This window comes from Streptomyces sp. NPDC044571 (assembly GCF_040647115.1).
Lineage (GTDB): Bacteria > Actinomycetota > Actinomycetes > Streptomycetales > Streptomycetaceae > Streptomyces.
In genome coordinates this window covers 1-24,641 of sequence record NZ_JBEZBN010000062.1, presented here as the reverse complement: position 1 = coordinate 24,641, position 24,641 = coordinate 1, and the positions used below count along the sequence as shown (strand labels likewise).

Sequence of the window (24,641 nt, the reverse complement as noted above, 5' to 3'; positions counted from 1 at the left end):
ACCCGGTGCGCGATCGGCCCGGTTCCGGCGGAGGCCGGCGACCAACCGGGCGCCGACGGAACCGCGGCGCGCCGCCCGCCTGCCATGGAGTGTCGGGCAGACAGCAGAACGGGCGGCGCCTTGCCGGGTCGTCGCACTGTACGAGGGGGAGCCGACGACCCGAGCGGCCTCTTGGCGAGGCCCTTAAGTGAAGCGCCCCGAGCCACCCTCGCGGCAGGGTGCGCATCGCATTTATGCGCGTACTCGGTTCGCACCCCGTGTGAACCGCGCACCCACTAGCCTGGATTGCGACGAGCCCTTGGAGGGGCCCATGCAGCCCAATGCCCTGCTCGACGCCCTCCTCGCCGAGGCGGGCATGTCCCACGCCGGACTCGCCGCACACGTGAACCAGGCGGGCCGGTCCCGCGGACTCGCCCTGCGCTACGAACACACCGCGGTCACCCGGTGGTTGAAGGGGCAGCGGCCCCGCGGCCAGGTGCCCGACCTGATCTGCGAGGTGCTCGGCGGCCGGCTCGGGCGCCCGGTGTCGCTCGACGACGTCGGATTCGGCGTGCCCGGGCAGCCCGCGGGCCCGCACGCCTCCCCGCTCAGCGGTTTCGTCGACCGCGCCGCCGCCCTGTGGCGGTCCGACGACCAGGGCCGCTACCAGCTGCTCAGCACCGAGGCCGTCACCGGCACGCCCGCGGTGATACCCGTATGGGAGTGGGAGAATCCGCCCGAGGACGCCGATGTCTCGCGCGACGGGCCGAACCGGATCGGGCCCGAGCACATCGAGATCCTGCGGGCCGCCCGCGCCCACTACGAGGTCATGTACCGCCGGGCCGGCGGCGTGGCCACCCGGGCCCGGATCGTCCGCTTCCTCGGCAGCGAGACCGCGCCGATGCTGCGCGGGAGTTACTCCGACAGCCTCGGCCGCAAGCTGCACCGGGCCACCGGTTCCCTCGTGGCGGTGGCCGGGATCTGCGCGTACGACTCCGACGCCCACGGGCTCGCCCAGCGCTACTTCCACCAGGCCCTGAGGCTGGCGAAGGCGAGCGGCGACCGCGGGCTCGGCGCGTACGTGATCGCGCTGATCGTCAACCAGTGCCTGCACCTGCGGGAGTACCGGCAGGCGGTCGCCTTCGCGGAGGCCGCGCTGCGCGCCGCGGGCCGGCACACCACCCCGGCCCTGGCCGCCGACCTGTACGCCATGCAGGCCAAGGCCTATGCCCAACTCGGCGACCACACCGCGGCCTTGGCCTGCATCCGGCACGCCGAGGCGGCGGCCGAGCGGATCCGGCCCGGGACGGAGCCCGACGAGACGGGGTACGTGCAGCCCGGGCTGGTCAACGTACAGGTGGCCGAGGCGCTGCTCAGCCTCGGCGACCTCGACGCCGCCCACGAGCAGGCGACCGCGGCCGTCGGCACGCCCGCGCACGACCGGGGCCGGGTCCACCGGCTGGCGATGCTGTGCGAGATCCAGTTGCGCCAGGGCGAGGCGGACCGGGCGGTGGCGGCGGCCGCCGAAATGGCCGAGCGGGCCACGGGGATGGAGTCGCTGCGGCTGCGCGACCGGCTGCGGGCGGTCCGCGAACAGCTGCTGACCAGCGGGTGTTCGGGTGCCCAGGAGACCGCACAGCTCATCGACGGGGCGCTGCGCGTTCCGCTGTGACCGGTGGAGCTGCTGCCATGTTGCCACCAACAGATGCGGAAGGTGGCAGAACCGTGCAGTGGACGAACCTGAGTGAGCAGACCGTGTACAAGAACCGGTGGTTCGACGTGAACCTCGCGGATGTGGAACTCCCCGACGGCCGGCATCTGGACCACTTCGTGATCCGGCTGCGACCGGTCGCCGTCGCCACCGCCGTGAACGAGGCCAACGAGGTGCTGCTGCTGTGGCGCCACCGCTTCATCACGGACAGCTGGGGCTGGGAACTGCCCGCGGGCGTGGTCGAGGACGGGGAGGACATCGAGAGCGCCGCGGCCCGGGAGATGGAGGAGGAGTCGGGCTGGCGGCCCGGCCCGCTGCACCATCTGATGACTGTGGAGCCCGCCAACGGGCTGACCGATGCCCGCCACCACCTCTACTGGGCGGACGGCGCGACGTACACCGGTCATCCGGAGGACGACTTCGAGTCCTCGCGGCGCGAGTGGGTGCCGCTCAAACTCGTGCCGGACATGATCGCGCGCGGGGAGGTTCCGGCCGCCAACATGGCGGCCGGGCTCCTCCTCCTGCACCACCTGCGGCTCGGCTGACCGCGGCCGGGCACGTCAGCCGTGGGGGATTCAGCCGTACGGGTAGAAACCCGAGCCGGTCTTGCGGCCGAGACGGCCCGCGTCGACCATCCGCTGGAGCAGCGGGGGAGCGGCGTACAGCGGCTCCTTGTACTCGGCGTACATCGAATCGGCGATCGAGACGATGGTGTCCAGGCCGATCAGGTCGGACAGCTTGAGCGGGCCCATCGGGTGGGCGCAGCCCAGCTCCATGCCGTTGTCGATGTCCTCGCGGCTCGCGATGCCGGACTCGAACATCCGGATCGCGGACAGCAGGTACGGGACGAGGAGCGCGTTGACGACGAAGCCGGACCGGTCCTGGGCGCGGACGGCGTGCTTGTCCAGCACGTCGCGCACCAGGGCCTCGGCCCGCTTGACCGTCTCCTCGCCCGTGGTCAGCGCGGGAATCAGCTCGACGAGCTTCTGCACCGGGGCCGGGTTGAAGAAGTGGATGCCGATGACCTGGTCCGGGCGCGAAGTCGCGACGGCCAGCTTGACCAGCGGGATCGAGGAGGTGTTCGAGGCGAGGATCGCGTCCGGGCGGGTGACCACCTGGTCGAGGACCTGGAAGATCTCCGTCTTGACCTGCTCGTTCTCGACGACCGCCTCGATGACCAGGTCGCGGTCGGCGAACTCGCCCAGATCGGTGGTGAACGTGAGGCGGGCCAGGGTGGCGTCCCGCTCCTCCTCCGTGATCTTGCCGCGTTCGGCGGCCTTCGTCAGGGAGTTGTGCAGCCTGGTGCGTCCGATCTCCAGGGCCTCGCCTGTGGTCTCGGCGACCTTCACCTCAAGGCCGCTGCGGGCGCACACCTCGGCGATGCCCGCACCCATCTGGCCACAGCCCACTACGCCGACTCGTGTGATGTCGGAAGGGAGGTCAGTCACTTCGTGCCTTTCGCTGCTCATCCGTCGGCGGGTCCCCCGTGGTTGCAGTGGTAACTGCGTTCCGGCGCCCGCCACGCCCCCCGACGTTACCCCCGACCTTGGCCGCGGTGGCGTGCCGGGGCGGGCATGCTGACTCCACGCCAAGCAATGTCACGGAACGGAACGGAGTCGTCACATGACGCACATCGGGCGGCGGATGCTGCTGGCCGGGGCCGCCGGCGCGCTGGCCATCACGGCCGCGGGCCCGGCGGGGGCCGCGCAGCGGGCGGACGGGGCCGGACGGGGGCCGGCTCCGGCTGAGAAGGGCGGGGCCGCGAAGGCCGGTGCCGCCGGGGCGGCCGCAGCCGAGTTCCGGGGCATGTGGATCGCCTCGGTGGAGAACGTCGACTGGCCCTCCGAGCCCGGGCTGAGCGCGGGGGCGCAGCAGAGCGAGCTGCTCGACCTCCTCGACACCGCCGTCGAGCGCCGGCTCAACGCGGTGGTCCTCCAGGTGCGGCCCGCCGCGGACGCGATGTGGCCGGCCGCCCGTGAGCCCTGGTCGCAGTGGCTGACCGGGGAGCAGGGCGTGGATCCCGGCTGGGACCCGCTGGGCACGGCGGTCCGGGAGGCCCGTGCCCGCGGGCTGGAGCTGCACGCCTGGTTCAACCCGTACCGGGTGGCGAACCACACCGATCCCGACCGGCTGAGCGCCTGCCATCCGGCCCGCCGCAACCCCGACTGGACGGTGGCGTACGGCGGGAAGCTCTACTACAACCCCGGGCTGCCCGAGGTGCGCGCCTTCGTGCAGGAGGCCATGCTCGACGCCGTCTCCCGCTACGCGGTGGACGGGGTGCACTGGGACGACTACTTCTACCCGTATCCCGTGGAGGGCGAGGACTTCGATGACGACGACGCCTACGCGCAGCACGGAGGCGACTTCGACTCCCGGGAGGACTGGCGCCGCAACAACACCGACACCCTGGTGCGGGAGATGTCCGCCCGGCTGCGGGCGCTGCGCCCCGGGGTGCGGTTCGGCATCAGCCCCTTCGCCGTCTGGCGCAACCGCGACCGCGACCCCCTCGGCTCGGCCACGCAGGCGGGGGTGGCGACGTACGACGACCTGTACGCGGACACCCGCAAGTGGGTCAAGGAGGGCTGGATCGACTACATCGTGCCGCAGGCGTACTGGCACATCGGCCACCCGACCGCCGATTACGCGAAGATCGTCCCCTGGTGGGCGCAGACCGTCGCGGGCACGGGCGTGGCGCTGTACGTGGGGGAGGCGCTCTACCGGTGCGACGCCGAGAGCTCCACGGAAGCCTGGCGCGATCCGGCGGAGCTGTCACGGCACGTGCGGTTCGCACGCGGGTACGCCGAGGTCCGCGGTCACGTCTACTTCTCGGCGAAGCAGGTGGTCGCGGACCCCAATGGAGCGATGGCCAAGGTCGTTGCCGACCATTACCCGACGCCGGTGCCGCCGCGCTGAGCGGCCCCCGGTCGTGTGTCCTGTGGCGTGGCCCGGAGTGTGTCGTGTGGGCGGGGGCTGCAGTCGGTGTGTGCAGTCAGTGTGCGGGCTCGGACGGGTGCTTGACGACGCAGTCGGGGCCCGGGGACATGACGGCCTCGTGGCCGTCCGAGAAACGGACCCGGTAGGGAGGGGTGCCGTTTTCGCCGAGTACCTGAGTGATCTCGCCGACCTTGTCGTGCTGCCCGACGACCCTGCCGTGCTGCACGAGCTGGTCTCCCTCGGTCGCGCGCATTGCTGACCTCCTCGGAGGCGGTCTGGTTCCGGTGACAGCAGTTTACGGCGATTCGGGCTGATTAAGCCCGCTGGGTGACGGCGATGCAGACGAGCACGGCGCAGGCGGCGGCGGGGGCTGCCGGCGAGAGGTGTTCCCCCAGCAGGGCCACCGACCAGACCAGGGTCAGCAGGGGCTGCGCGAGCTGCAGCTGGCTGGCCCTGGGGGCGCCGATCTCCGCCATGCCCCGGTACCAGACGTAGAGGCCGAGGAAGGTGGAGCCGGCTGCCGCCCAGAGCAGGCCCGCCAGCCCGTGGCCGGTGAGGTGCACCGGCTCGTACGCCAGTCCCAGCGCGGAGCCGGCCAGGCTGAGCGGAAGGCACAGCACCAGGGCCCAGCCGATCACCTGCCAGCCGGGCAGGATGCGGGCCAGGCGTCCGCCCTCGGTGTAGCCGGCCGCGCAGACGAGCAGGGCCGCGAAGAGGTAGCCGTCGCCCGCTGACAGGGCGCCGCCGCTCTGCGCCAGGGTGAAGCCGAGGACGACGGCGGCCCCGGCGAGGGCGGCGGCCCAGAAGCGGCGCGAGGGGCGGGCACCGGTACGCAGCGCGGAGAGCGTGGCGGTCGTGAGCGGAAGCAGGCCGACCACGACGGCGGCGTGCGAGGTCGTGGCGGTGGTGAGCGCGAGGGTGGTGAGCAGCGGGAAGCCCACCACGACCCCGCCGGCGACGACGGCCAGGCCCGCCCAGTGCTCGCGGCCGGGCAGCGGGACCCGCCCGGCGAGCAGGAACCCGCCCGCGATCACGGCCGCGAGCACGCTGCGCACGGCGACGAAGGACCAAGGGCCGAAGCTCTCCAGACCCCAGGCGGTGGAGGGGAAGGTCAGGGAGAAGGCGATCACGCCGAGGGAGGCGAGCGCGGTACCGCTTCCGAGTCGGGCACCGCGGAGCCGGGCGGTTCCCAGCCGGGCGCCGCGGAGCCGGGCGCCACGGGTCGGGGCCGCGGTGGTCCGGGCGGGGCGGACCTCGACCGCTATCGAGGTGGAGCGAGTAGCGCTATTCTGTGCTGTCATGTACGAGAGTAGCAGCGTGGCGGAACTGGCAGAGAGGCTGCGGTCGGAGCTCGACCGCTACTCGGTGGGTGGAAAGCTCCCGTCGAGCCGGGCCCTCGTCGAGCGCTACCGGGTCAGCCCCGTCACCGTCTCCCGTGCCCTCGCGCGGCTCGCCGCCGAGGGGCTCGTCGTCACCCGGCCCGGCGCCGGGGTGTTCCGGGCGGCGCCGCGCACGGCCGAGCACGCCCCCGGCGACACCTCCTGGCAGGAGGTCGCCCTCAGCGCCGAAGGCGGGGGCGAGGTGATACCGCGCGCCGTGGACGCCTCCGGGGTGCTGAACTCCCTGGCCGCACCGCCGCCCGGGGTGATCGAGCTCAACGGCGGCTACCTTCATCCGTCGCTCCAGCCCGAGCGGGCCATGGCCGCCGCGCTCGCCCGCGCCGGCCGGCGCCCCGGAGCGTGGGGCCGGCCGCCCCTGGAGGGGCTGCCCGAGCTGCGCGCCTGGTTCGCCCGCGAGATCGGCGGCCCGGTGGGCACCCTCACCGCCGCCGACGTCCTGGTCACCGCGGGCGGGCAGAGCGCGCTGACCACTGCCCTGCGGGCGCTGGCCCCGCCGGGGGCGCCCGTGCTCGTCGAATCCCCGACCTACCCCGGCCTGCTGGCCATCGCCCGCGCCTCCGGATGCCGGCCGGTGCCCGTACCCATGGACGCCGAGGGGGTCCGGCCGGAGCTGCTGGCCGCCGCGTTCGAGGCCACGGGCGCGCGGGTCTTCGTATGCCAGCCGCTCTTCCAGAACCCGACCGGAGCGGTGCTGGCCCCGGCGCGGCGCTCCGAGATCCTGCGGATCGCACGGGCCGCCGGCGCCTTCGTCGTCGAGGACGACTACGCCCGCTCCCTGGCCCACGAGGACTCCGGGCCGCTGCCGGCCACCCTCGCCGCCGAGGAGGCCGACGGGGTCGTCGTCCACGTCCGCTCCCTCACCAAGGTCACCTCGGCCAGCCTGCGCGTGGGCGCGCTCGCCGCGCGCGGGCCGGTGCTGGAGCGGCTGCGCGCCATCCAGGTCGTCGACAGCTTCTTCGTCCCCCGGCCCCTGCAGGAAGCCGCCCTGGAGCTGGTCGGGGCGCCCGCCTGGCCCCGCCACCTGCGGGCCGTCGCCTCCGCGCTGCGCCACCGGCGGGACGTGCTCGCGGGCGCACTGCGGCGGGAGCTGCCCGAGCTGGAACTGCCCCATCTGCCCTCGGGCGGGTACCAGTTGTGGGTACGCGTGGCCGCGGGGGGCGACGACGCGGCCTTCGCGGCGGCGGCCCTGCGCGCCGGCGTCGCGGTCGCGCCGGGCCGCCCGTACTTCTGCGCGGAGCCGCCGGGTGCCTACGCCCGGCTCAGCTTCGCCGGGGTCTCGGGCACGGCGGAGCTGCACGAGGCGGTCCAGCGGCTGCGCGACGGACTCGCCGACGCCGCCGGTGCGCGCGGCAGCGCCCGCGGGGACGCCTCGGGCCGTACCTTCGGCCTTGCCCCTGGCCATGCCCTCGGTCCAGACGCTTGACCGCATGCGGCCCGCGGCTCACCATCGCCGCATGAATGTTCGGGTTTCGCTGGTGGCCGCAGCCCGTGGCTGCTCGCTGCTCGCCGAGCGCTTCGACGACGACCGCCCGCTCGACGTGGCCGGCTGGCGCGCGGTCGAGTCCGCCGCCCACGGGCTCGTCCCCCTCGGCGCCGCCGAGCTGCGCTACTGCTCGCCGACCCCGCGCAGCCGGGCCACGGGCCAGGCCCTCGGCTACGCCCCGCTCGCGCAGCCCGCGCTGCGCGAGTGCGACATGGGCCGCTGGCGGGGGCTGACGCTCGCCGAGGTGGCGGAGCGCGAACCCGGGGCCGTGGACCTCTGGCTCAGCGACCCCCTGGCCGCCCCGCACGGCGGGGAGTCCCTGCTCGCCTTCATCTCCCGCATCGGCGGCTGGCTGGACAGCCGGCCCGCGGACGACGGCGGGGCCATCGTGGCGGTGGCCGAGCCGTCGGTGCTGCGGGCCGCCCTGGTGTACGCGCTGAGGGCGGCCCCGCTGACGTACTGGAGCGTGGACGTCCGACCGCTGTCCACGGTCACCCTGACCGGCTGGTCGGGCCGCTGGCACCTGTCGCTGCCGACCCCCGCGTAGGTGCGCCGGTCGGCCCGTCAATTCGGTGGAGGCGGGGCCGGTCCCCGGCCTAGCCTGCGGGCATGACCGACCCACGGATCACCACGCTCGCCGAGCGCCCCGAACTGGTCGACCGGCTGTGGGACATGCAGGACTCCTGGCCGGAGTTCTCCCGCCACGACCCGGTCGGCTGGCTCCTGTATCCGCGGATGGTGACGGAGTTGGCGCCGTACGTCCTGGTCGCGACGGACGGCGACGAGGTGATCGGCCGCGGGTTCAGCGTGCCCTTCGCGCAGCACACCAAGGGCCGCGACGGGGTGCTGCCCCCGCGGGGCTGGGACCAGGTCCTCCTGTGGGCCTTCTCCGACCTGCGGCGCGGGATCGCCCCGGACACCGTCAGCGCCATCGAGATCAGCATCGCCGCCGGCCGGCAGGGCGAGGTCCTGTCGGGGCGGATGCTGTCCGTGATGCGGGAGAACGCCCGCGCCCGCGGCTTCACCGAGGTGGTCGCCCCGGTGCGCCCGAGCGGCAAGCCGGCCGAGCCGGACACCCCGATCCGGGAGTACGCGTACCGCACCCGCGAGGACGGCCTGCCGTACGACCCGTGGCTGCGCGTCCACGTCCGCGCGGGCGGGGTCATCGACTCGATCGCGCCCTTCTCGATGACGATCACCGGCACCCTCCCGGAGTGGCGCGCGTGGACGGGCCTCCCCTTCGACACCCCGGGCCCGGTCCGGGCCCCGGGCGCCCTGACCCCGGTCCGCTGCGAACCGGAGCAGGGCTACGCGGTCTACGTGGAACCGAACGTCTGGGTGCGCCACCGGCTGTGACGGGTGGTCGGGCGGTCGGGCGGTCGGGCGGTCGGGCGGGGTGGCGGCCCGCCACGGGACCTACGAGCCCTTGTAGGAACCGATCGGAGTCGCCGTCCCGCAGGACGAGGAGGTCAGCTTCTTCACCGACGAGATCTTGTCGTGGAGGCCGAACCAGTCACCCAGCTTCGAGACGGAATACCCCGGCCGTACGCAGTACTTGGCTCCTCCGTAGTACGCGTCGACGTACACGTACCAGGAGACGCTGTTGCGGTTCCACAGCGAGTCGAACCGGTCGTTGTCCCCACCGAGGGCCGGCGCGGAGGCCGTGTAGGCGGTGAAGATGCCGGCGTAGTTGTCGTCGGACCACGCGCACAGGCGGTTGTCGCCGCACTGGGCGGGACTCGCCTGTGCGGGATCCTGGGCCGTGGCGAAGGCGATCGCCGCGGCGCCCAGGAGCACCGCCGTACGCTCCAGGGCGCGGCGCGGGCGGGACTTCGTACTCGGTGACCTCGTCGCAGCAGTCATGCCGTACTCCTCTTCTTCTTGCCTCGTGCACGGCCGTCTTCCGCGGCCCGTGCCATCAGGAATGCTGGCGCCGGCCGGGCGCCCGCGGCCATGGCCTTAAGCCGTGGCTTAAGAGGTGGCTCAAGAGGTGGGGGCGCCCAGCAGTTCCCGGCCCAGGGCGGTCGTGACGTGCAGCACGGATCCCCCTCGGCGGCTGGTGGTGATGAGGCCGGCGCCGCGCAGCGCCTTCGCGTGCTGGCTGGCCGCCGCCGGGGTGACGCCGAGCCGGCGGGCGAGTTCGGTGGTGCCGACGCCTTCCGCGACGACGCGCAGTGCGGCGGCCCGCGTGCGCCCCAGGAGAGTGCCCAGGGGATCGTCGTCGGGAAGGCCGGGGCCGGGCCACAATGCGGAGCCCGCCTCGGGGCCGGTCACGGCCGGTACGGTCAGCCGGGGCACCGCCTCGTCGTCGTACGGGTCGTACAGCAGGCTGAGCTCGCGCCAGGAGAACACGGTCGGCGCCAGGACGAGCCCTCGCCCGCCCAGGTGGACCTCGACCGGACGGGGATACTGCACCTCCAGCACGGGTGCGCGCCAGCGCACCAGCGGCGGACACAGCGAGGCGAGCAGGCCCTCGACGCCTCCGTCGAGGAAGGTCCGGGCGTGCTGCGCGCGCACCGCGTCGAGGCGTGACCGGCAGGCGGACCAGTACGGCGCGACGGTCGCCCGGTGGCAGGCCGCCAGGGCCGCCGCCAGCTGCCGCCGTGCCCCGCCGTCCCCCTCGGCGAGGCTCCGCGCCCAGGCCGTGTGGGCCGGGTCGAAGGCGACGGCCTCCACCTCGCGGCGTACGCGTGCCCGCGGCGCCCGCAGCAGCCCATCGACGGCGTGGTCGATGTCGGGCGAGTCACCGGCCAGCGCCAGCAGGTCGAGCCCGGGCCCACGGGCGGGGAGCAGTGCGGTGAGCGGCCCCGCGTCCTGGGCCAGGCGCCCGGTCACCTCCCCGCGCCACCGGTGGAACGGCACGGCACCGGAGCGCCTGCCCAGCATCTCCAGGCTGTAGTACGTCTCCGCCGCGGCCCCGATCGTGCCGGCCACCCGGGTGCGGGCGAGGTCCTCCGCGGTGAAGTGGATGCGCAACACCACTGACCCCCGTCACGGTGCGGCGGCGCGGGCGGACTCGGCGCCGCGCGGCAGCCGCTCTCACGGGCACAGCTCCATGCTCGGATGCCGCCGCCGGGCCTACAACGCCCTTTCAGGCCCTTTTGCGAGCGCGCACGCCCGCCGCTCCGTACCGCTACGGCTCGGAGACGGTCAGGCGCCTCAACCAGGCTCTGCCATGTCACCCGTTCACGCTCGCCAGGGGCGCCGTGGCGTTGCAATGGCAGACTTCGGAGGTGAATTTCGATCTCTATCCCGAGCTGGCCGCTGCGGGCAGTCTTGCCGCCGCGCTGGAACAACGGGCGTCCGACCTTGGTGTCGATCTCGCGGTGGTCCGGGCGACTCGGGGGCACTCGTTTCGGCGGCCATCGCTGCGGCGGTCCCCGAGCGCCAGCCGCTGTCCGTTTACATCGGGACCGAGAGCCGCTGGTTCGGTCTCTCCGGCTGGAGCCAGGGGGTCGAACTCATCACCGGATCCACGCCCGATCTGGGGGATGTCGTCAGAGTCGGCGTGGCGTGGGGCCGGCGAGGCCGCCACGGCCGAAGAGGCTGTCGCCCTGGCGGTGACCCGCCTCCCCGCCGGACTCGGCCCGGCCGTCACGGGCACCGCCAGACGAAGTGAGTGACGCGAGGCGGGAGGTCGGCGGTCGGGTCAGGGCGCCCAGGCTCTGCCCAGTGAAGCCGGCGCCGGCGTGGTCCGGGGTGCTCGCCTACGGACTTGGCGAATACGTTCGAGGGGTCGGCGAACACGTCCGCGGGGTCGAGGCCGGGGATGCTCTCGGGCCCGGTGCTGCCGCCGTTCAGGAAGGCCCGTCGGTACGCGACGTACGACATGTCGGACGGGCCGAGTTCGTGTTCGTACATGGAGTGGAGCACCCAGGCGGCGTCGGGCAGCGCCGGGGGCATGAATCCGGTGAGCCCGTCGTCTTCGGCCAGTTCCCGTAGCCAGTCGGTCTCCCCGGACGCGGCAAGCGGCCGGCGGGCGGTCGCCAGGGCGGCGGAGGTCTCGTACATCCGCTCAGGATCCCACCCGGCGCCGGAGCCCCGCCCAGCAGCGCCTCGCCCACCTGCGCGATGGAGGTGATCGGCGGCAAGTGGAAGGTGCTGATCCTCTGGGCGCTCCACGAGCATCCCTACCGCCGCTTCGGCGAGCTGCGCCGACTGCTTCCGGGGATCACCGAGAAGGTGCTGGCCTCTCACCTGCGGGAGCTGGAAGCGGACGGCGTCGTGCACCGCGTCGCCTACGACGAGGTGCCTCCCCGCGTCGAGTACTCGCTGACCGAGGACGGCGTGCGCCTCAACGAGGCACTCCAGCCGCTGGCCGCCTGGGGCCGCGAGCGACCGACCGCTCGGCGGCTGGAGGAGAAGGCGGACCAAGGCCTGGTGTGAACGTGCTGGGCGCAGCCGCTGGGCCGCCCGGTCCCCGCCCGGCCCTACAGTTGAGCGCCAGGTCAGCGGCCTGGGACCGTCTCGTCGGAGGGGTGCGGCATGGGGGAGACCGGGGCGTCCGGTGCAGTGGCGGAGGGGCTGGAGGAGTACCGGGGGGAGCTGACCGGGTACTGCTACCGGATGTTGGGGTCGTACGCCGAGGCCGAGGACGCCGTGCAGGAGGCGCTGGTGCGGGCGTGGCGGAACATCGACCGCTTCGAGGGCCGGTCAGCGCTGCGAACGTGGGTCTACCGCATCGCCACCAACGTGTGTCTGGACACCCTCGCATCGGGCAAGCGGCGGGCGCTGCCGATGGACCTGTCCGGCCCGAGCGGGGGCGGCACCCCGCCTGCGCCCCCGCAGGACTCCGTCCTGTGGGTGGAACCCTGCCCCGGTGGCGATCCGGAGGCGGCCGCGGCGACGGGCGAGTCGGTCCGGTTGGCGTTCGTCGCCGCGCTGCAGCACCTGCCGCCCAGGCAGCGGGCCACGCTGATCCTGCGGGACGTCCTGGGTTTCTCGGCTCGCGAGGTCGCCGACCTGCACAGCTCCACCGTCGCCTCGGCCAACAGCTCCCTGCAGCGGGCCCGGGCCACGCTGGCCGACCGCCGCCACGCGCCGGACGGGCCGGCCGCCCGGCCTTGTGACGACAGCGTCCGCCGGGTGCTGGCCGAGCGGTATGCCGCGGCCTTCTCCCGCTACGACGTGGAGGAGCTGAACATGCTCCTCCACGTCGACGCCACGTTGTGCCTGCCCCCGTACGCGAAGTGGATGCGCGGTGTCCCCGACATCCATGCGTGGCTCACCGGCCCCGCGATCGGGTGCCGCGGCTCGCGTCTGGTGCCGACCGTGGCGAACGGCTCCCCCGCGTTCGGTCAGTACCGCCCCCAGGTGGACGGCACCGGCTACGTGCCCTGGGCCCTCCAAGTCGTCGAGTTCCGCGCCGACCGGATCAGCGGCATCACGGCCTACCGCGACACCGACCGCCTCTTCCCGCTCTTCGGGCTGCCGGACCGCTTGGGCGAGGTGCAGCCCGAGTCGGCGCTTGAGCCCGAGCACTCGGCGGCGCCCTCGGCGAGGGTGTGAGCGACGCGGAGCCGGGGCGGGAACGGCCGTCGACCGGTGGTCAGCGATCCGCCGGGACGGAGGCCAGGCGGGTCGTCACCGCCGTCAGCCACAGCAGGCCAAGGCCCGCTCCGGCCGTGAAGGCCAGGACGGAGGCGGCGGAGGCCGCGAAGCCGGCGAGGACGGCGACCGGGACGAGACGCGAGGCCACGGCCCACCTGCGGTGGCCCCGGGCGGCGAGCGGGCCGGCGAACACGAGGAAGGCGGCACACAGAGCGAGGTAGCCGACCGTTCCGGCGGCCATGTGGACGGCGCCGTGGCCGCTCATCACGGTCGCGTCGGGCGCTCCGGCGGGAAAGCCCGCTCCGGCGTCGGCCGGGAAGGCCGCCGCGGCCCAGAACGAAGCACCGAAGACACCGACCAGGACCGGAGCCCAGGTGCCGGCCGGGTTCCCGCCCAGCACCCGGCGCAGACCGACCGCACCCATGACCAGCAGGGTGCCGGCGAGCAGGAAGTTCACCGTCTGAACCCAGCCCGCCTCGCCGAGCGCAAGCTGGCTGAGCGCGTTCCGGCTGAAATCGAAGCCGTCACGGGCGACGCCCTGCGCGACACCGACCGCGAGGAACAGCGGCCCGGCCGCGATGCCACCGGCCAGCCAGGGGCGTACCGGCGCGCGGGACGCGGGCGCCACCGGAGCGGGAGCGACAGGACGGGATGAACTGAGCACGGGGTTCATGGAACGAGCCTTCCTCATGTGGTGTGGTCGCTCGTCCGACCGACCGAGACCGGCAAAGTCATCGCTCCGAACCATGTGCGCTGGATCACAGCCCCCGGCGTACTCCCGCACCGGGCTCGGTCATGGCCGGGCCCCGATGCATTACTGCACAGCCTTTGCATAAAAGTGCAGCGGTACGTATAGTCATGCCATCGAGGAGGAGGGTCCGATGGTGGTTCGTGTAGCGGTGGCCGGAGCGAGCGGGTATGCGGGCGGCGAGGTGCTGCGCCTGCTGCTCTCGCACCCCGAGGTGGAGATCGGCGCGCTGACCGGGAACTCCAACGCCGGACAGCTCCTCGGCTCGCTGCAGCCGCATCTCGTCCCGCTCGCGGGCCGGACCCTGGAGGCGACCACGCCCGAGGTGCTTGCGGGGCACGACGTCGTGTTCCTGGCGCTGCCGCACGGGCAGTCCGCCGCCGTCGCCGCCCAGCTCGGCGACGAGGTCCTCGTCGTCGACATGGGCGCCGACCACCGGCTGAAGGACTCCGCCGACTGGGACCGCTTCTACGGCGCCCCGCACGCCGGCACCTGGCCCTACGGACTCCCCGAGCTGCCCGGCGCCCGCGCCGCGCTGGAGGGGACCAAGCGCATCGCCGTCCCCGGCTGCTTCCCCACCGCCGTCTCGCTCGCGCTGTACCCGGCCTACGCCGCGCAGCTCGCCGAGCCGGAGGCCGTGATCGTCGCCGCCACGGGCACCTCCGGCGCCGGAAAGGCCCTCAAGCCGCACCTGCTCGGCTCCGAGGTCATGGGCTCGGTGAGCCCCTACGGGGTGGGCGGCGGCCACCGGCACACCCCCGAGATGGTGCAGAACCTCTCCCCGCTCGCCGGACAGCGGGTCAGCGTCTCCTTCACGCCGACCCTCGTGCCCATGTCCCGCGGCATCCTCGCCACCTGCTCCGCCACGGCCCGTCCGGGCACCACCGCCGAGGCGGTCCGGGCGGCGTACGAGAAGGCGTACGCGGACGAGCCCTTCGTCCACCTCCTCCCGGAGGGCCAGTGGCCGGCCACTGCCTCCGTCCAGGGTTCCAACGCCGTTCAGATCCAGGTCGCGTACGACGAGTCCGCGCAGCGGATCATCGCGATCAGCGCCATCGACAACCTCACCAAGGGCACCGCCGGCGGCGCGGTGCAGAGCATGAACCTCGCCCTGGGGCTCCCGGAGAGCCTGGGTCTTTCCACGATCGGAGTCGCACCGTGAGCGTCACGGCAGCACAGGGATTCACGGCCGCGGGCATCGCGGCCGGGATCAAGGAGAACGGCAACCCGGACCTGGCCCTGGTGGTCAACAACGGGCCGCGGCTGGCAGCCGCGGGCGTCTTCACCTCCAACCGCGTCAAGGCCGCGCCCGTGCTCTGGTCCCAGCAGGTCCTGCGCGGCGGCACCGTCAGCGCGGTCGTCCTGAACTCCGGCGGCGCCAACGCCTGCACCGGGCCCAAGGGCTTCCAGGACACCCACGCCACCGCCGAGAAGGTGGCAGAGGTCTTGGGCGGCGAGCACAACGCGGGCGAGGTCGCCGTCGCCTCCACCGGCCTGATCGGCGTCCTGCTCCCCATGGACAAGCTGCTGCCGGGCATCGGGACCGCGGCCGCCGCGCTCACCGCCGACGGCGGCGAGGCCGCCGCGATCGCGATCAAGACCACCGACACCGTGCACAAGACGGCCGCCGTGACGCGGGACGGCTGGACGGTCGGCGGCATGGCCAAGGGCGCGGGCATGCTCGCGCCGGGCCTGGCCACCATGCTCGTCGTGCTCACCACCGACGCCGACCTGGACCACGCCACCCTCGACCGGGCGCTGCGCGCCGCGACCCGCACCACCTTCGACCGCGTCGACTCCGACGGCTGCATGTCCACCAACGACACGGTGCTGCTGCTCGCCTCCGGCGCCTCCGGCCAAGCGCCGGCGTACGAGGTCTTCGCCGAGGCCGTGCGGACCGTCTGCGACGACCTGGCCCGCCAGCTGATCGGCGACGCCGAGGGCGCCAGCAAGGACATCCGGATCGAGGTCATCGGCGCGGCCAGCGAGGAGGACGCCGTCGAGGTCGGCCGCTCCATCGCCCGCAACAACCTGCTCAAGTGCGCCATCCACGGCGAGGACCCGAACTGGGGCCGGGTGCTCTCCGCGATCGGCACCACCAAGGCCGCCTTCGACCCGGACCGCCTCAACGTCGCCATCAACGGGGTCTGGGTCTGCAAGAACGGCAGCGTCGGCGAGGACCGCGACCTGGTCTCGATGAAGGACCGCGAGGTCCGCATCACCGCCGACCTGGCCACCGGCGGCGAATCCGCCGTCATCTGGGCCAACGACCTCACCGCCGAGTATGTCCACGAGAACAGCGCCTACTCCTCATGAGCAACGACAAGGCCGGCCAGCCCGGCGCCGGAACCGCGCGCAAGCACACCGCCCTGCCCAAGGCGCAGATCCTCATCGAGGCCCTGCCCTGGCTCACCCGGCACAACGGCAAGATCGTCGTCATCAAGTTCGGCGGCAACGCCATGATCGACGAGGACCTCAAGGCCGCCTTCGCCCAGGACGTGGTCTTCCTGCGCCAGGCCGGCCTGCGGCCCGTCGTGGTGCACGGCGGCGGCCCCCAGATCAACGCCCAGCTCGACAAGCAGGGCCTGGTCAGCGAGTTCAAGGCGGGCCTGCGCGTCACCACTCCGGAGGCCATGGACGTCGTACGGATGGTCCTGGCGGGCCAGGTCCAGCGCGAGCTGGTCGGCCTGCTCAACCAGCACGGGCCCCTGGCCGTCGGCATGACCGGCGAGGACGCCCACACCATCACCGCCACCCGGCACACCCCGGAGATCGACGGCGAGCTCGTCGACATCGGGCGGGTCGGCGAGATCACCGCCATCGACACCGGCGCGATCGAGGCACTGCTCGCAGACGGCCGGATCCCGGTCATCTCCTCCATCGCGCGCAGCGCCGACGACCATCACGTCTACAACGTCAACGCCGACACGGCGGCCGCGGCCCTCGCCGCCGCCCTCGGCGCCGAGACGCTGATGGTCCTCACCGACGTGGAGGGCCTGTACGCGGACTGGCCGCTCAGCGACGAGGTCATCAGCCGCCTCACGGTGAGCGAGCTGGAGAAGCTGCTGCCCGAGCTGTCCAGCGGGATGGTGCCCAAGATGGAGGGCTGCCTGCACGCCGTCCGCGGCGGGGTGAGCACGGCCCGGGTGATCGACGGGCGGGTTCCGCACTCGATCCTGCTGGAGATCTTCACCGACGAAGGAATCGGCACGATGGTCGTGCCGGACGCACAGGGAGGGGACGGCGAGTGACCGGCAACCAGGAGTACGCGGCCCGCTGGCAGGGCGCGCTGACCGACAACTACGGCACGCCCGCGCTGGCCCTCGTACGCGGCGAAGGCGCCCAGGTGTGGGACGCCGACGGCAAGCAGTACACCGACTTCGTCGGCGGGATCGCCGTCAACGCCCTCGGCCACGCCCACCCCGCGATCGTCGCGGCGGTGACCGGGCAGATCACCACCCTCGGCCACGTCTCCAACCTCTACGCCTCCGAGCCGGTCATCGCGCTCGGCGAACGGCTGCTCCAGCTGTTCGGGCGCCCCGGCCGGATTTTCTTCTGCAACTCCGGCGCGGAGGCCGTCGAGGCCGCCTTCAAGATCGGCCGGCTGACCGGGCGGACCCACATGGTCGCCACCGACGGCGGCTTCCACGGGCGGACCATGGGCGCCCTCGCCCTCACCGGCCAGCCCAAGAAGCAGGACCCGTTCCGGCCGCTGCCCGGCGATGTCACGCACGTCCCGTACGGTGACGTCGAGGCCCTGCGGGCCGCCGTCACCGAGGAGACCGCGCTCGTCGTCATCGAGCCGATCCAGGGCGAGAACGGCGTCGTCGTACCGCCCGCCGGGTACCTGACGGCCGCCCGCGAGATCGCCCGGGCCACCGGCACCCTGCTCGTCCTCGACGAGGTGCAGACCGGCATCGGCCGGTGCGGCCACTGGTTCGAGCACCAGGCCCACGAGGGCGTCGAGCCCGATCTCGTCACCCTTGCAAAGGGTCTGGGCGGCGGTCTGCCGATCGGTGCCGTGGCCGCCTTCGGACCGGCCGCGCAGCTCCTGCAGCCCGGCCAGCACGGCACCACCTTCGGCGGCAACCCGATCGCCTGCGCCGCCGGCCTTGCGGTGATCGACACCATCGCCGCCGAGGGACTGCTCGACCAGGTCAAGGCCCGCGGGGAGCGGCTGCGCTCGGGAATCGAGGGCGCAGGCCACCCGCTCGTCTCCCATGTCCGTGGAGAGGGCCTCCTCCTGGGTATCGTGCTGACCAAGCCGCTCGCACCGCAGGTGCAGCAGGCGGCCCAGGATGCCGGATTCCTGGTCAACGCGCCCGCCCCCGACGTCGTACGGCTCATGCCCCCGTACGTCCTGACCGAGGCCGAGGCGGACGCGTTCGTCCAGGCGCTGCCGGGCATCCTCGACGCAGCCGACGGGGACGGACGAACCGGGGAATGAGACGACGATGAGCCATGCGCAGGACAACGACCAGTTGGGGTCCCCCCTGACGGAGTCCGGGGGAGGGCCCTCCGTTCCCCAGACCCGTACCGCCCGCCACCGCCGGATCGTGGACATCCTCAACCGGCAGCCGGTGCGCTCCCAGAGCCAGCTGGCCAAGCTGCTCGCCGACGACGGGCTGAGCGTCACCCAGGCGACGCTCTCCCGCGACCTGGACGAGCTGGGCGCGGTGAAGATCCGCAACACCGGCGGTGAGCTCATCTACGCGGTGCCGAGCGAGGGCGGTTTCCGCACCCCGCAGGCCCCGTTGGGCGAGTCGGCGAAGGAGGAGCGCATGCGGCGCCTCTCCGGGGAACTCCTGATCTCGGCGGAGGCCTCCGCGAACCTGGTCGTGGTGCGCACCCCGCCGGGCGCCGCGCAGTTCCTCGCCTCGGCGATCGACCAGGCCGAACTCCACGCCATTCTCGGCACGATCGCGGGCGACGACACCCTGATGCTGATCAGCCGAGACCCCGCGGGCGGCCAGGCCCTCGCGGACCACCTCCTGCGCCTGGCCCAGAAGGAAGGCTGACTCAGTACCGGGTGACGGCCAGCGGCCCCGCATCCGTGCCGATTGCGATGTGGGGGTGGCGGCGGGGGTTGGCCCAGCGGAGGATGTCGCGCATCGCCCGCTCCGGGACCGAGACGCAACCAGCCGTGGCGCCCTTGCCGTTGACGTGCAGGAAGATGCCCGCGCCGCGGCCGTGCACCGGGCGGTCGTAGTTGAAGCCGATGACCAGCGCGTGCGCGTACTGCTTCTCGTACGCGACCAGGTGCTCCGCCTCGCCCGGCGCGCAGTCCGCGGGCCGGGGCTCCACCCAGCGGTTGTAGCTGCCCGAGGCGTTGTCCTGGCACCACCAGGACTGCTGCGTCGCCCGCCGGTAGGGGTACTCGGTCCCCGCCGGGGCGCGGGTGATGCCGAAGGCGTACGGCAGCTCGTACAGGCCGGTCGGCGTGGTGTTCGTGCCCTGGACGCGGGTCTGGCCCTCCGTCAGGCCGTTCGCGCCGAAGCGGGCTTCAGCGCTGCCCTCCTCGTACCAGCGGCCCGCCCGCAGGTCCCACCACGTCACCCGCCCCGTGGTCGATCCGGGGGCGGGCGCGACGGCCGTGATGAGCTGGCTGCCGCCGCCCGTGTCGGCGAGACGGGCCGGCAGCGGCGGGTACCCGTGGGGGAGCAGGCTGGTGACGATCAGTGAGCCGGTGACGAGAGCGGTACGCAGCACATGTCAGACGGTACGCGGAGGAAGGGGCAGAGGCAGTGCAGGCAGGCCGTCGAGGCTCGTCTCGATGAATTCCTTCTTCGCGCAGTACTGCGCGAACTCCTCGTCGGTCTTGCGGCCGAAGTACTCGGCGTGGAGGGTGCGCTCGCCCTGGTACTCCATCAAGGGGACGGCGTACCCGCAGACGTCGGAGATGCGGCGGGCGTGCACGACGATGATCGCCCGCGCCGAGGGCCCGTCGGCGGCCCCGAACAGGCCGATCAGCTCGCCCCAGCGGGGGTCGTCGCGGAAGACCGCCTCACCCTCGCCGTGGATGCGCACGATGTTCGGCGGTCCGCTGAAGGCGCACCACATGAGGGTGATCCGGCCGTTCTCCCGGACGTGGGCGATGGTCTCGGCGCCGCTGCCGCCGAAGTCGAGGTAGGCGAGGGTCTGCTCGTCGATGACGACGAGGGTGCCCGAGCGGCCTTTGGGGGACAGGTTGACGTGGCCGTCACCGGCGAGCGGGGCGGTCGCGGTGAAGAAGACCGGCTGCGCCTCGATGAACGTGCGCAGGCGGCCGTCTATGCGGTCGTGGAGTTTTCCCATGGACCGATTATCGGCCCGGGGGGCCGGGCGGGGCGGGGCGGGGCGGGATGGTCAGCTCCTGAGGCCCAGTCGGCTGCGGCGCAGCGCCTCCTCGTAGTCGGTGAAGAGGTACGCCGACTGCTTGAGCAGCACGTCCAGTTCCTCCGTGGTGCTCTGCCCCTCGAAGCGGGTGAGCTGCCAGTTCCAGCCGCGGACGCCGGCCTCCGCAAGCTGCCGCAGGGCCGGGTCGGCGTCGACGAGGAGGGCGACCGAGGCGCGGAGCTCGTCGATCCCGCCCCGGGCGCGCAGCAGGCGGAACGCGGCGCGGCGGACGTGGGCGGGCCGTTCGGCCGCGATCAGCGTGCCCAGCCGGGCGGGGTCCAGCCGCCCGGCCACGGGGCGCAGGCCGAGGGAGGCCTCCCGGGCCACCGAGGGCGAGGGGTCCTCCAACAGGGCGAGCAGCAGCTCGTCCTCAAGGCTCGCGTCCAGTTGCCGGATCCCGGCGAGCGCCGCGGCGCGGACGGCGTCGCGGGGGTGGTCCAGCAGGGTGCGCAGCAGCGGCACGTCCGCGCGGCTGCCGTGTTCGGCCAGTCCGGCCACCGCGTACGGGCCCACCCGGGCCGGGTCGGCGACCAGCCCGAGGCAGTGGGGATGAGGGTCGCTGCCGTCCTGGCGCGTCAACCAGCGGGCGCAGGCCCTGACCGTGCCAGAGCGGTCGGCAAGGTAATCCACGGCCTCGGCGGCCCGGTCGGCCCCGCGAAGGGCGGTCACCCCGGCGGCCCGGACCCACGTGCCGCGTGCGCCGAGCAGCGTGTCGACCGCCGCATCGTCCGGCCCATCGGTGGCCAGGGCCCGCAGGGCGGCTTGCGTCCACAGCCGCGCCGTCACCGGGTCCGGCTCATTCGCGGCGCGCCGGGCGAGCTCCTGTACCCCGAACCGCCCCGCGTCGAGGGTGATCCCGACGGCGAACCGCCGGGTCGGCACGTCGTCGCAGCGGCGCAGCCAGGCGAGGACCGGCTCATCCGCGCGCAGGGCGGCCTCGAACCGCTCCCGCGCCCAACCGCCCTGTTCCCGCCCGGACAGGTGCAGCACGAGCGGGGTCAGGCGGACCACAGTGCGCGCGGGATCGGCGGCGAGCGCCTCGCCGAGCACCTGCCGGGCGCGTTCGCGGACCGCGGGGACCCAGTCGGTGCACCGGATCGCGACCAGCGCGAGCGGCGGGCGGGGCGTGTTCAGGGCGGCAGCGCGGATCCGGCCGTCGGGGTGGCACAGCCTGACGGCGGCCGCCCCGCTGCCGAAGGGCTCTCCGTGCGTGGAGGAGTGGATACGCCGGACCTCCTGGTCGAAGGCCGTCCAGGCGGCCGGCGCGGCATGGGAGGGCAGGCCCGCGCCGCGGCGGTCGCCCTGGAGCAGGGCCGCCGCCGCGGCGCGCCCTTCCTCCGCCTGCCGTCGTGTCCCCGCGCTCACATGCCCTCCCCGTACGTCGTCACCGGACGAGCGTAGGCGGCCGTCGGCGGTCCACGCCCGGCATGTTCGCCCTGGTCGGCGGTGGCGGCGACCCTAATTGACGAAACATACGGAGTAGTGCATAGTTATGCCTGTCGTTGAATGCACTGTAAGGAGAAACCCGTGACCGAGCGCGTCGTACTCGCCTACTCGGGCGGCCTGGACACCTCCGTCGCCATCGGCTGGATCGCCGAGGAGACGGGCGCCGAGGTCATCGCCGTTGCCGTGGACGTCGGCCAGGGCGGCGAGGACCTGGACGTCATCCGCAAGCGCGCGCTCGACTGCGGTGCCGTCGAAGCCGAGGTCGCGGACGCCAAGGACGAGTTCGCCAACGAGTACTGCCTCCCGGCGATCAAGGCGAACGCCCTCTACATGGACCGCTACCCGCTGGTCTCGGCGCTCTCCCGGCCGACCATCGTCAAGCACCTGGTCGCCGCCGCCAAGAAGCACGGCGCCACGACCGTCGCCCACGGCTGCACCGGCAAGGGCAACGACCAGGTCCGCTTCGAGGCCGGCATCGTCGCCCTGGCCCCGGACCTCAAGTGCATCGCCCCGGTCCGCGACTACGCCATGACCCGCGACAAGGCCATCGCCTTCTGCGAGGAGAAGAACCTCCCGATCGCGACCACCAAGAAGTCCCCGTACTCCATCGACCAGAACGTCTTCGGCCGGGCCGTGGAGACGGGCTTCCTGGAGGACATCTGGAACGCGCCGATCGAGGACATCTACGAGTACACCTCGAACCCGGCCGTCCCGCGGGAGGCCGACGAGGTCGTCATCTCCTTCAAGGAGGGCGTCCCGGTCGCCATCGACGGCAAGCCCGTCTCCGTGCTCCAGGCGATCCAGCAGCTCAACGAGCGGGCCGGCGCCCAGGGCATCGGCCGGATCGACATGGTCGAGGACCGCCTCGTCGGCATCAAGTCCCGTGAGGTCTACGAGGCCCCGGGCGCGATCGCGCTGATCACCGCCCACCAGGAGCTGGAGAACGTCACCGTCGAGCGCGAGCTGGCCCGCTACAAGCGGCAGGTCGAGCAGCGCTGGGGCGAGATGGTCTACGACGGCCTGTGGTTCTCCCCGCTCAAGCGCGCCCTGGACGGCTTCATCAACGAGGCCAACCAGCACGTCACCGGCGACATCCGGATGACCCTGCACGGCGGCCGCGCCGTCGTCACCGGCCGCAAGTCCGACGAGTCGCTGTACGACTTCAACCTGGCGACCTACGACTCGGGCGACACCTTCGACCAGTCCAAGGCCCAGGGCTTCATCGAGATCTTCGGTCTGTCCGCGAAGATCGCCGCGCGCCGCGACCTCGCCTGAGTCGTCACGCAGTACGCAGACGGCCTCCCCGTTACCTCCGCGCGGGGAGGCCGTCGTACACCCCCACTCTTGAGGAGCAATAGCTGTGAGCAGCAAGAACGGTGACGTCCGGCTCTGGGGCGGCCGGTTCGCCGACGGCCCGGCCGAGGCCCTCGCGAAGCTTTCCGCGTCGGTCCACTTCGACTGGCGCCTCGCGCCGTACGACATCGCCGGCTCCCGCGCCCACGCGCGCGTACTCGCCAAGGCGGGCCTGCTCACGGCCGACGAGCTCGACCGCATGATCGCGGGCCTGGACCGGCTCGAAGCCGATGTGGCCGACGGCTCCTTCACCGGCACCATCGCCGACGAGGACGTCCACACCGCCCTGGAACGGGGCCTGCTGGAGCGGCTCGGCGCCGACCTCGGCGGCAAGCTGCGGGCCGGCCGGTCCCGCAACGACCAGGTGGCCACCCTCTTCCGGATGTACCTGCGCGATCACGCCCGGATCATCGGCGGTCTGATCGCGGACCTCCAGGACGCGCTGGTCGGCCTCGCGGAGACGCACGCCGACGTGGCCATGCCGGGGCGCACCCACCTCCAGCACGCGCAGCCGGTGCTCTTCGCGCACCACGTGCTCGCCCACGTGCAGTCCCTGTCGCGGGACGCGGAGCGGCTGCGCCAGTGGGACACCCGGACGGCGGTGTCCCCGTACGGTTCGGGCGCGCTGGCCGGATCCTCGCTGGGGCTGGATCCGGAGGCGGTCGCGGCGGAGCTGGGCTTCGAGCGGGGCTCGGTCGGCAACTCGATCGACGGCACGGCCTCGCGCGACTTCGTCGCCGAGTTCGCGTTCATCACCGCGATGATCGGGATCAACCTGTCCAGGATCGCGGAGGAGATCATCATCTGGAACACGAAGGAGTTCTCCTTCGTGACCCTGCACGACGCCTTCTCCACCGGCTCGTCGATCATGCCGCAGAAGAAGAACCCGGACATCGCGGAGCTGGCGCGGGGCAAGTCGGGCCGCCTGATCGGCAACCTGACCGGCCTCCTCGCCACCCTCAAGGCCCTGCCGCTCGCCTACAACCGGGACCTCCAGGAGGACAAGGAGCCCGTCTTCGACTCCTGCGACACCCTCGAAGTCCTGCTGCCCGCCTTCACCGGCATGATGGCCACGCTGACCGTCAACCGGGAGCGGATGGAAGAGCTGGCCCCGGCAGGGTTCTCCCTCGCCACGGACATCGCCGAGTGGCTGGTCAAGCAGGGTGTGCCGTTCCGGGTGGCGCACGAGGTGGCCGGCGAGTGCGTCAAGGAGTGCGAGGCGCTCGGCATCGAGCTGGACGAGCTCACCGACGAGCAGTTCGCCAAGATCTCGGAGCACCTGACGCCCGACGTGCGCACGGTCCTCAACGTCCCCGGCGCGCTGGCCTCCCGCAACGGCCGCGGCGGCACCGCCCCGTCGGCGGTCGCGGCCCAGCTCACCGAACTGAAGGCGGACCTGGTGATCCAGCACGCCTGGGCCGCGCACAAGCAGTAGCCCCATGGCACCGCTGCCGTACGGCACCGGCCCGTACGGCGGCCCCCGTACCCCCCGCGGCCTTGCGGCCCGCACGCCCGTAGCCCCAGGGCTCCCCGGGCCCTGTACGTCCGCACGCCGCGGGATGCCCGGAGGGGCGGCGATGGCCGGTCTCGACCTCGGCGGCGGCAAGGCCGTGATCATCGGCGACCCGGACGTCATCAAGACCGAGGAACTGCTGCTCGCCT

Annotated in this window: 26 protein-coding genes; 16 read left to right on the top strand and 10 right to left on the bottom strand. The window is 73.0% G+C overall.

All coding sequences use genetic code 11. The features are described 5' to 3' along the window. Positions 1 to 310: 310 nt before the first annotated feature. A complete protein-coding gene (locus AB0B01_RS26340) occupies positions 311 to 1,651 on the top strand; it encodes a transcriptional regulator (RefSeq protein WP_361723889.1) in 1,341 nt (446 codons plus the stop codon). A 53-nt stretch (positions 1,652 to 1,704) separates the two neighbouring features. Then, positions 1,705 to 2,235 carry an NUDIX hydrolase gene (locus AB0B01_RS26335; RefSeq protein WP_356848272.1) on the top strand — a complete coding sequence of 177 codons (531 nt, stop codon included), beginning with the start codon at positions 1,705 to 1,707 and terminating at the stop codon, positions 2,233 to 2,235. A gap of 30 nt (positions 2,236 to 2,265) precedes the next feature. On the opposite strand, the gene AB0B01_RS26330 is transcribed toward AB0B01_RS26335, so the two are convergent. Further along, complete coding sequence (locus AB0B01_RS26330) at positions 2,266 to 3,159, bottom strand: 3-hydroxybutyryl-CoA dehydrogenase (protein ID WP_361723886.1); 894 nt, start codon at positions 3,157 to 3,159, stop codon at positions 2,266 to 2,268. 154 nt (positions 3,160 to 3,313) lie between these two features. Here AB0B01_RS26330 and AB0B01_RS26325 point away from each other — a divergent pair, with 154 nt between their 5' ends. Beyond that, entirely contained in the window at positions 3,314 to 4,603 is a 1,290-nt protein-coding gene (locus AB0B01_RS26325; RefSeq protein WP_361723883.1) for a family 10 glycosylhydrolase, read from the top strand. Between the two features lie 76 nt (positions 4,604 to 4,679). Here AB0B01_RS26325 and AB0B01_RS26320 read toward each other — a convergent pair whose 3' ends face one another. Together AB0B01_RS26320 and AB0B01_RS26315 are read right to left on the bottom strand one after the other, a co-directional pair. Continuing rightward, positions 4,680 to 4,877 (bottom strand): DUF1918 domain-containing protein, encoded by a 198-nt coding sequence (locus AB0B01_RS26320; RefSeq protein WP_361723880.1) that lies wholly within the window; start codon positions 4,875 to 4,877, stop codon positions 4,680 to 4,682. A gap of 61 nt (positions 4,878 to 4,938) precedes the next feature. Next, the gene (locus AB0B01_RS26315; protein WP_361723877.1) at positions 4,939 to 5,925 is read right to left on the bottom strand and encodes a DMT family transporter; all 987 of its coding nucleotides are present in this window, start codon (positions 5,923 to 5,925) and stop codon (positions 4,939 to 4,941) included. On the opposite strand from AB0B01_RS26315, the gene AB0B01_RS26310 reads away from it, so the two are divergent. The 3 genes from AB0B01_RS26310 (at position 5,924) to AB0B01_RS26300 (ending at position 8,863) form a co-directional block, all read left to right on the top strand. Further along, entirely contained in the window at positions 5,924 to 7,447 is a 1,524-nt protein-coding gene (locus AB0B01_RS26310; protein ID WP_361723874.1) for a PLP-dependent aminotransferase family protein, read from the top strand. The two genes, AB0B01_RS26315 and AB0B01_RS26310, sit on opposite strands and share 2 nt — an antisense overlap. Before the next feature lie 31 nt (positions 7,448 to 7,478). Beyond that, positions 7,479 to 8,054, top strand: coding sequence for a histidine phosphatase family protein (locus AB0B01_RS26305; protein WP_361723871.1), 576 nt, complete (start codon positions 7,479 to 7,481; stop codon positions 8,052 to 8,054). A 62-nt stretch (positions 8,055 to 8,116) separates the two neighbouring features. Beyond that, entirely contained in the window at positions 8,117 to 8,863 is a 747-nt protein-coding gene (locus AB0B01_RS26300; RefSeq protein WP_361723868.1) for an N-acetyltransferase, read from the top strand. Positions 8,864 to 8,923: 60 nt separating this feature from the next. Here the strand turns inward: AB0B01_RS26300 and AB0B01_RS26295 are convergent, their stop codons facing one another. Both AB0B01_RS26295 and AB0B01_RS26290 read right to left on the bottom strand, forming a co-directional pair. Next, a complete protein-coding gene (locus tag AB0B01_RS26295; RefSeq protein WP_361723865.1) occupies positions 8,924 to 9,370 on the bottom strand; it encodes a peptidase inhibitor family I36 protein in 447 nt (148 codons plus the stop codon). 120 nt (positions 9,371 to 9,490) lie between these two features. After that, complete coding sequence (locus AB0B01_RS26290; protein ID WP_361723862.1) at positions 9,491 to 10,486, bottom strand: winged helix-turn-helix domain-containing protein; 996 nt, start codon at positions 10,484 to 10,486, stop codon at positions 9,491 to 9,493. A gap of 512 nt (positions 10,487 to 10,998) precedes the next feature. On the opposite strand from AB0B01_RS26290, the gene AB0B01_RS26285 reads away from it, so the two are divergent. After that, the gene (locus AB0B01_RS26285; RefSeq protein ID WP_361723859.1) at positions 10,999 to 11,130 is read left to right on the top strand and encodes a DUF6193 family natural product biosynthesis protein; all 132 of its coding nucleotides are present in this window, start codon (positions 10,999 to 11,001) and stop codon (positions 11,128 to 11,130) included. Here AB0B01_RS26285 and AB0B01_RS26280 read toward each other — a convergent pair. Continuing rightward, complete coding sequence (locus AB0B01_RS26280; RefSeq protein WP_361723856.1) at positions 11,102 to 11,518, bottom strand: hypothetical protein; 417 nt, start codon at positions 11,516 to 11,518, stop codon at positions 11,102 to 11,104. The two genes, AB0B01_RS26285 and AB0B01_RS26280, sit on opposite strands and share 29 nt — an antisense overlap. A 60-nt stretch (positions 11,519 to 11,578) precedes the next feature. On the opposite strand from AB0B01_RS26280, the gene AB0B01_RS26275 reads away from it, so the two are divergent. Both AB0B01_RS26275 and AB0B01_RS26270 read left to right on the top strand, forming a co-directional pair. Next, complete coding sequence (locus tag AB0B01_RS26275) at positions 11,579 to 11,893, top strand: helix-turn-helix domain-containing protein (protein ID WP_361723853.1); 315 nt, start codon at positions 11,579 to 11,581, stop codon at positions 11,891 to 11,893. A gap of 99 nt (positions 11,894 to 11,992) precedes the next feature. Continuing rightward, positions 11,993 to 13,015: a sigma-70 family RNA polymerase sigma factor gene (locus AB0B01_RS26270; protein ID WP_361723850.1), complete on the top strand. Its 1,023-nt coding sequence runs from the start codon at positions 11,993 to 11,995 to the stop codon at positions 13,013 to 13,015. Positions 13,016 to 13,055: 40 nt separating this feature from the next. Here the strand turns inward: AB0B01_RS26270 and AB0B01_RS26265 are convergent, their stop codons facing one another. Continuing rightward, positions 13,056 to 13,730, bottom strand: a complete 675-nt coding sequence (locus tag AB0B01_RS26265; RefSeq protein WP_361723847.1) for a DUF998 domain-containing protein — start codon at positions 13,728 to 13,730, stop codon at positions 13,056 to 13,058. A 208-nt stretch (positions 13,731 to 13,938) separates the two neighbouring features. Here AB0B01_RS26265 and argC point away from each other — a divergent pair, with 208 nt between their 5' ends. Genes argC through AB0B01_RS26240 form a run of 5 tightly spaced genes read left to right on the top strand, consistent with a single transcriptional unit; the run spans position 13,939 to position 18,823 of the window. Continuing rightward, positions 13,939 to 14,967: an N-acetyl-gamma-glutamyl-phosphate reductase gene (argC, locus tag AB0B01_RS26260; RefSeq protein ID WP_361723844.1), complete on the top strand. Its 1,029-nt coding sequence runs from the start codon at positions 13,939 to 13,941 to the stop codon at positions 14,965 to 14,967. Then, the gene (gene argJ / locus AB0B01_RS26255; protein WP_361723841.1) at positions 14,964 to 16,121 is read left to right on the top strand and encodes a bifunctional glutamate N-acetyltransferase/amino-acid acetyltransferase ArgJ; all 1,158 of its coding nucleotides are present in this window, start codon (positions 14,964 to 14,966) and stop codon (positions 16,119 to 16,121) included. The genes argC and argJ overlap by 4 nt, the downstream gene beginning before the upstream one ends. After that, positions 16,118 to 17,056 (top strand): acetylglutamate kinase, encoded by a 939-nt coding sequence (argB, locus tag AB0B01_RS26250; protein WP_361723838.1) that lies wholly within the window; start codon positions 16,118 to 16,120, stop codon positions 17,054 to 17,056. The genes argJ and argB overlap by 4 nt, the downstream gene beginning before the upstream one ends. Further along, the gene (locus tag AB0B01_RS26245; protein ID WP_361723835.1) at positions 17,053 to 18,252 is read left to right on the top strand and encodes an acetylornithine transaminase; all 1,200 of its coding nucleotides are present in this window, start codon (positions 17,053 to 17,055) and stop codon (positions 18,250 to 18,252) included. Before argB ends, AB0B01_RS26245 begins: the two co-directional genes overlap by 4 nt. Before the next feature lie 7 nt (positions 18,253 to 18,259). Beyond that, positions 18,260 to 18,823, top strand: coding sequence for an arginine repressor (locus AB0B01_RS26240; RefSeq protein ID WP_361723832.1), 564 nt, complete (start codon positions 18,260 to 18,262; stop codon positions 18,821 to 18,823). A gap of 1 nt (position 18,824) precedes the next feature. On the opposite strand, the gene AB0B01_RS26235 is transcribed toward AB0B01_RS26240, so the two are convergent. Genes AB0B01_RS26235 through AB0B01_RS26225 form a run of 3 tightly spaced genes read right to left on the bottom strand, consistent with a single transcriptional unit; the run spans position 18,825 to position 21,545 of the window. Further along, positions 18,825 to 19,511, bottom strand: a complete 687-nt coding sequence (locus AB0B01_RS26235) for a L,D-transpeptidase family protein (RefSeq protein WP_361723911.1) — start codon at positions 19,509 to 19,511, stop codon at positions 18,825 to 18,827. Positions 19,512 to 19,517: 6 nt separating this feature from the next. Continuing rightward, a complete protein-coding gene (locus AB0B01_RS26230) occupies positions 19,518 to 20,099 on the bottom strand; it encodes a pyridoxamine 5'-phosphate oxidase family protein (protein ID WP_361723829.1) in 582 nt (193 codons plus the stop codon). A gap of 51 nt (positions 20,100 to 20,150) precedes the next feature. Further along, complete coding sequence (locus tag AB0B01_RS26225) at positions 20,151 to 21,545, bottom strand: hypothetical protein (protein ID WP_361723826.1); 1,395 nt, start codon at positions 21,543 to 21,545, stop codon at positions 20,151 to 20,153. Between the two features lie 162 nt (positions 21,546 to 21,707). On the opposite strand from AB0B01_RS26225, the gene AB0B01_RS26220 reads away from it, so the two are divergent. Together AB0B01_RS26220 and argH are read left to right on the top strand one after the other, a co-directional pair. Then, a complete protein-coding gene (locus tag AB0B01_RS26220) occupies positions 21,708 to 22,901 on the top strand; it encodes an argininosuccinate synthase (protein ID WP_361723823.1) in 1,194 nt (397 codons plus the stop codon). A gap of 85 nt (positions 22,902 to 22,986) precedes the next feature. Next, positions 22,987 to 24,414, top strand: coding sequence for an argininosuccinate lyase (argH, locus tag AB0B01_RS26215; RefSeq protein WP_361723820.1), 1,428 nt, complete (start codon positions 22,987 to 22,989; stop codon positions 24,412 to 24,414). The last annotated feature ends 227 nt before the right edge of the window (positions 24,415 to 24,641 follow it).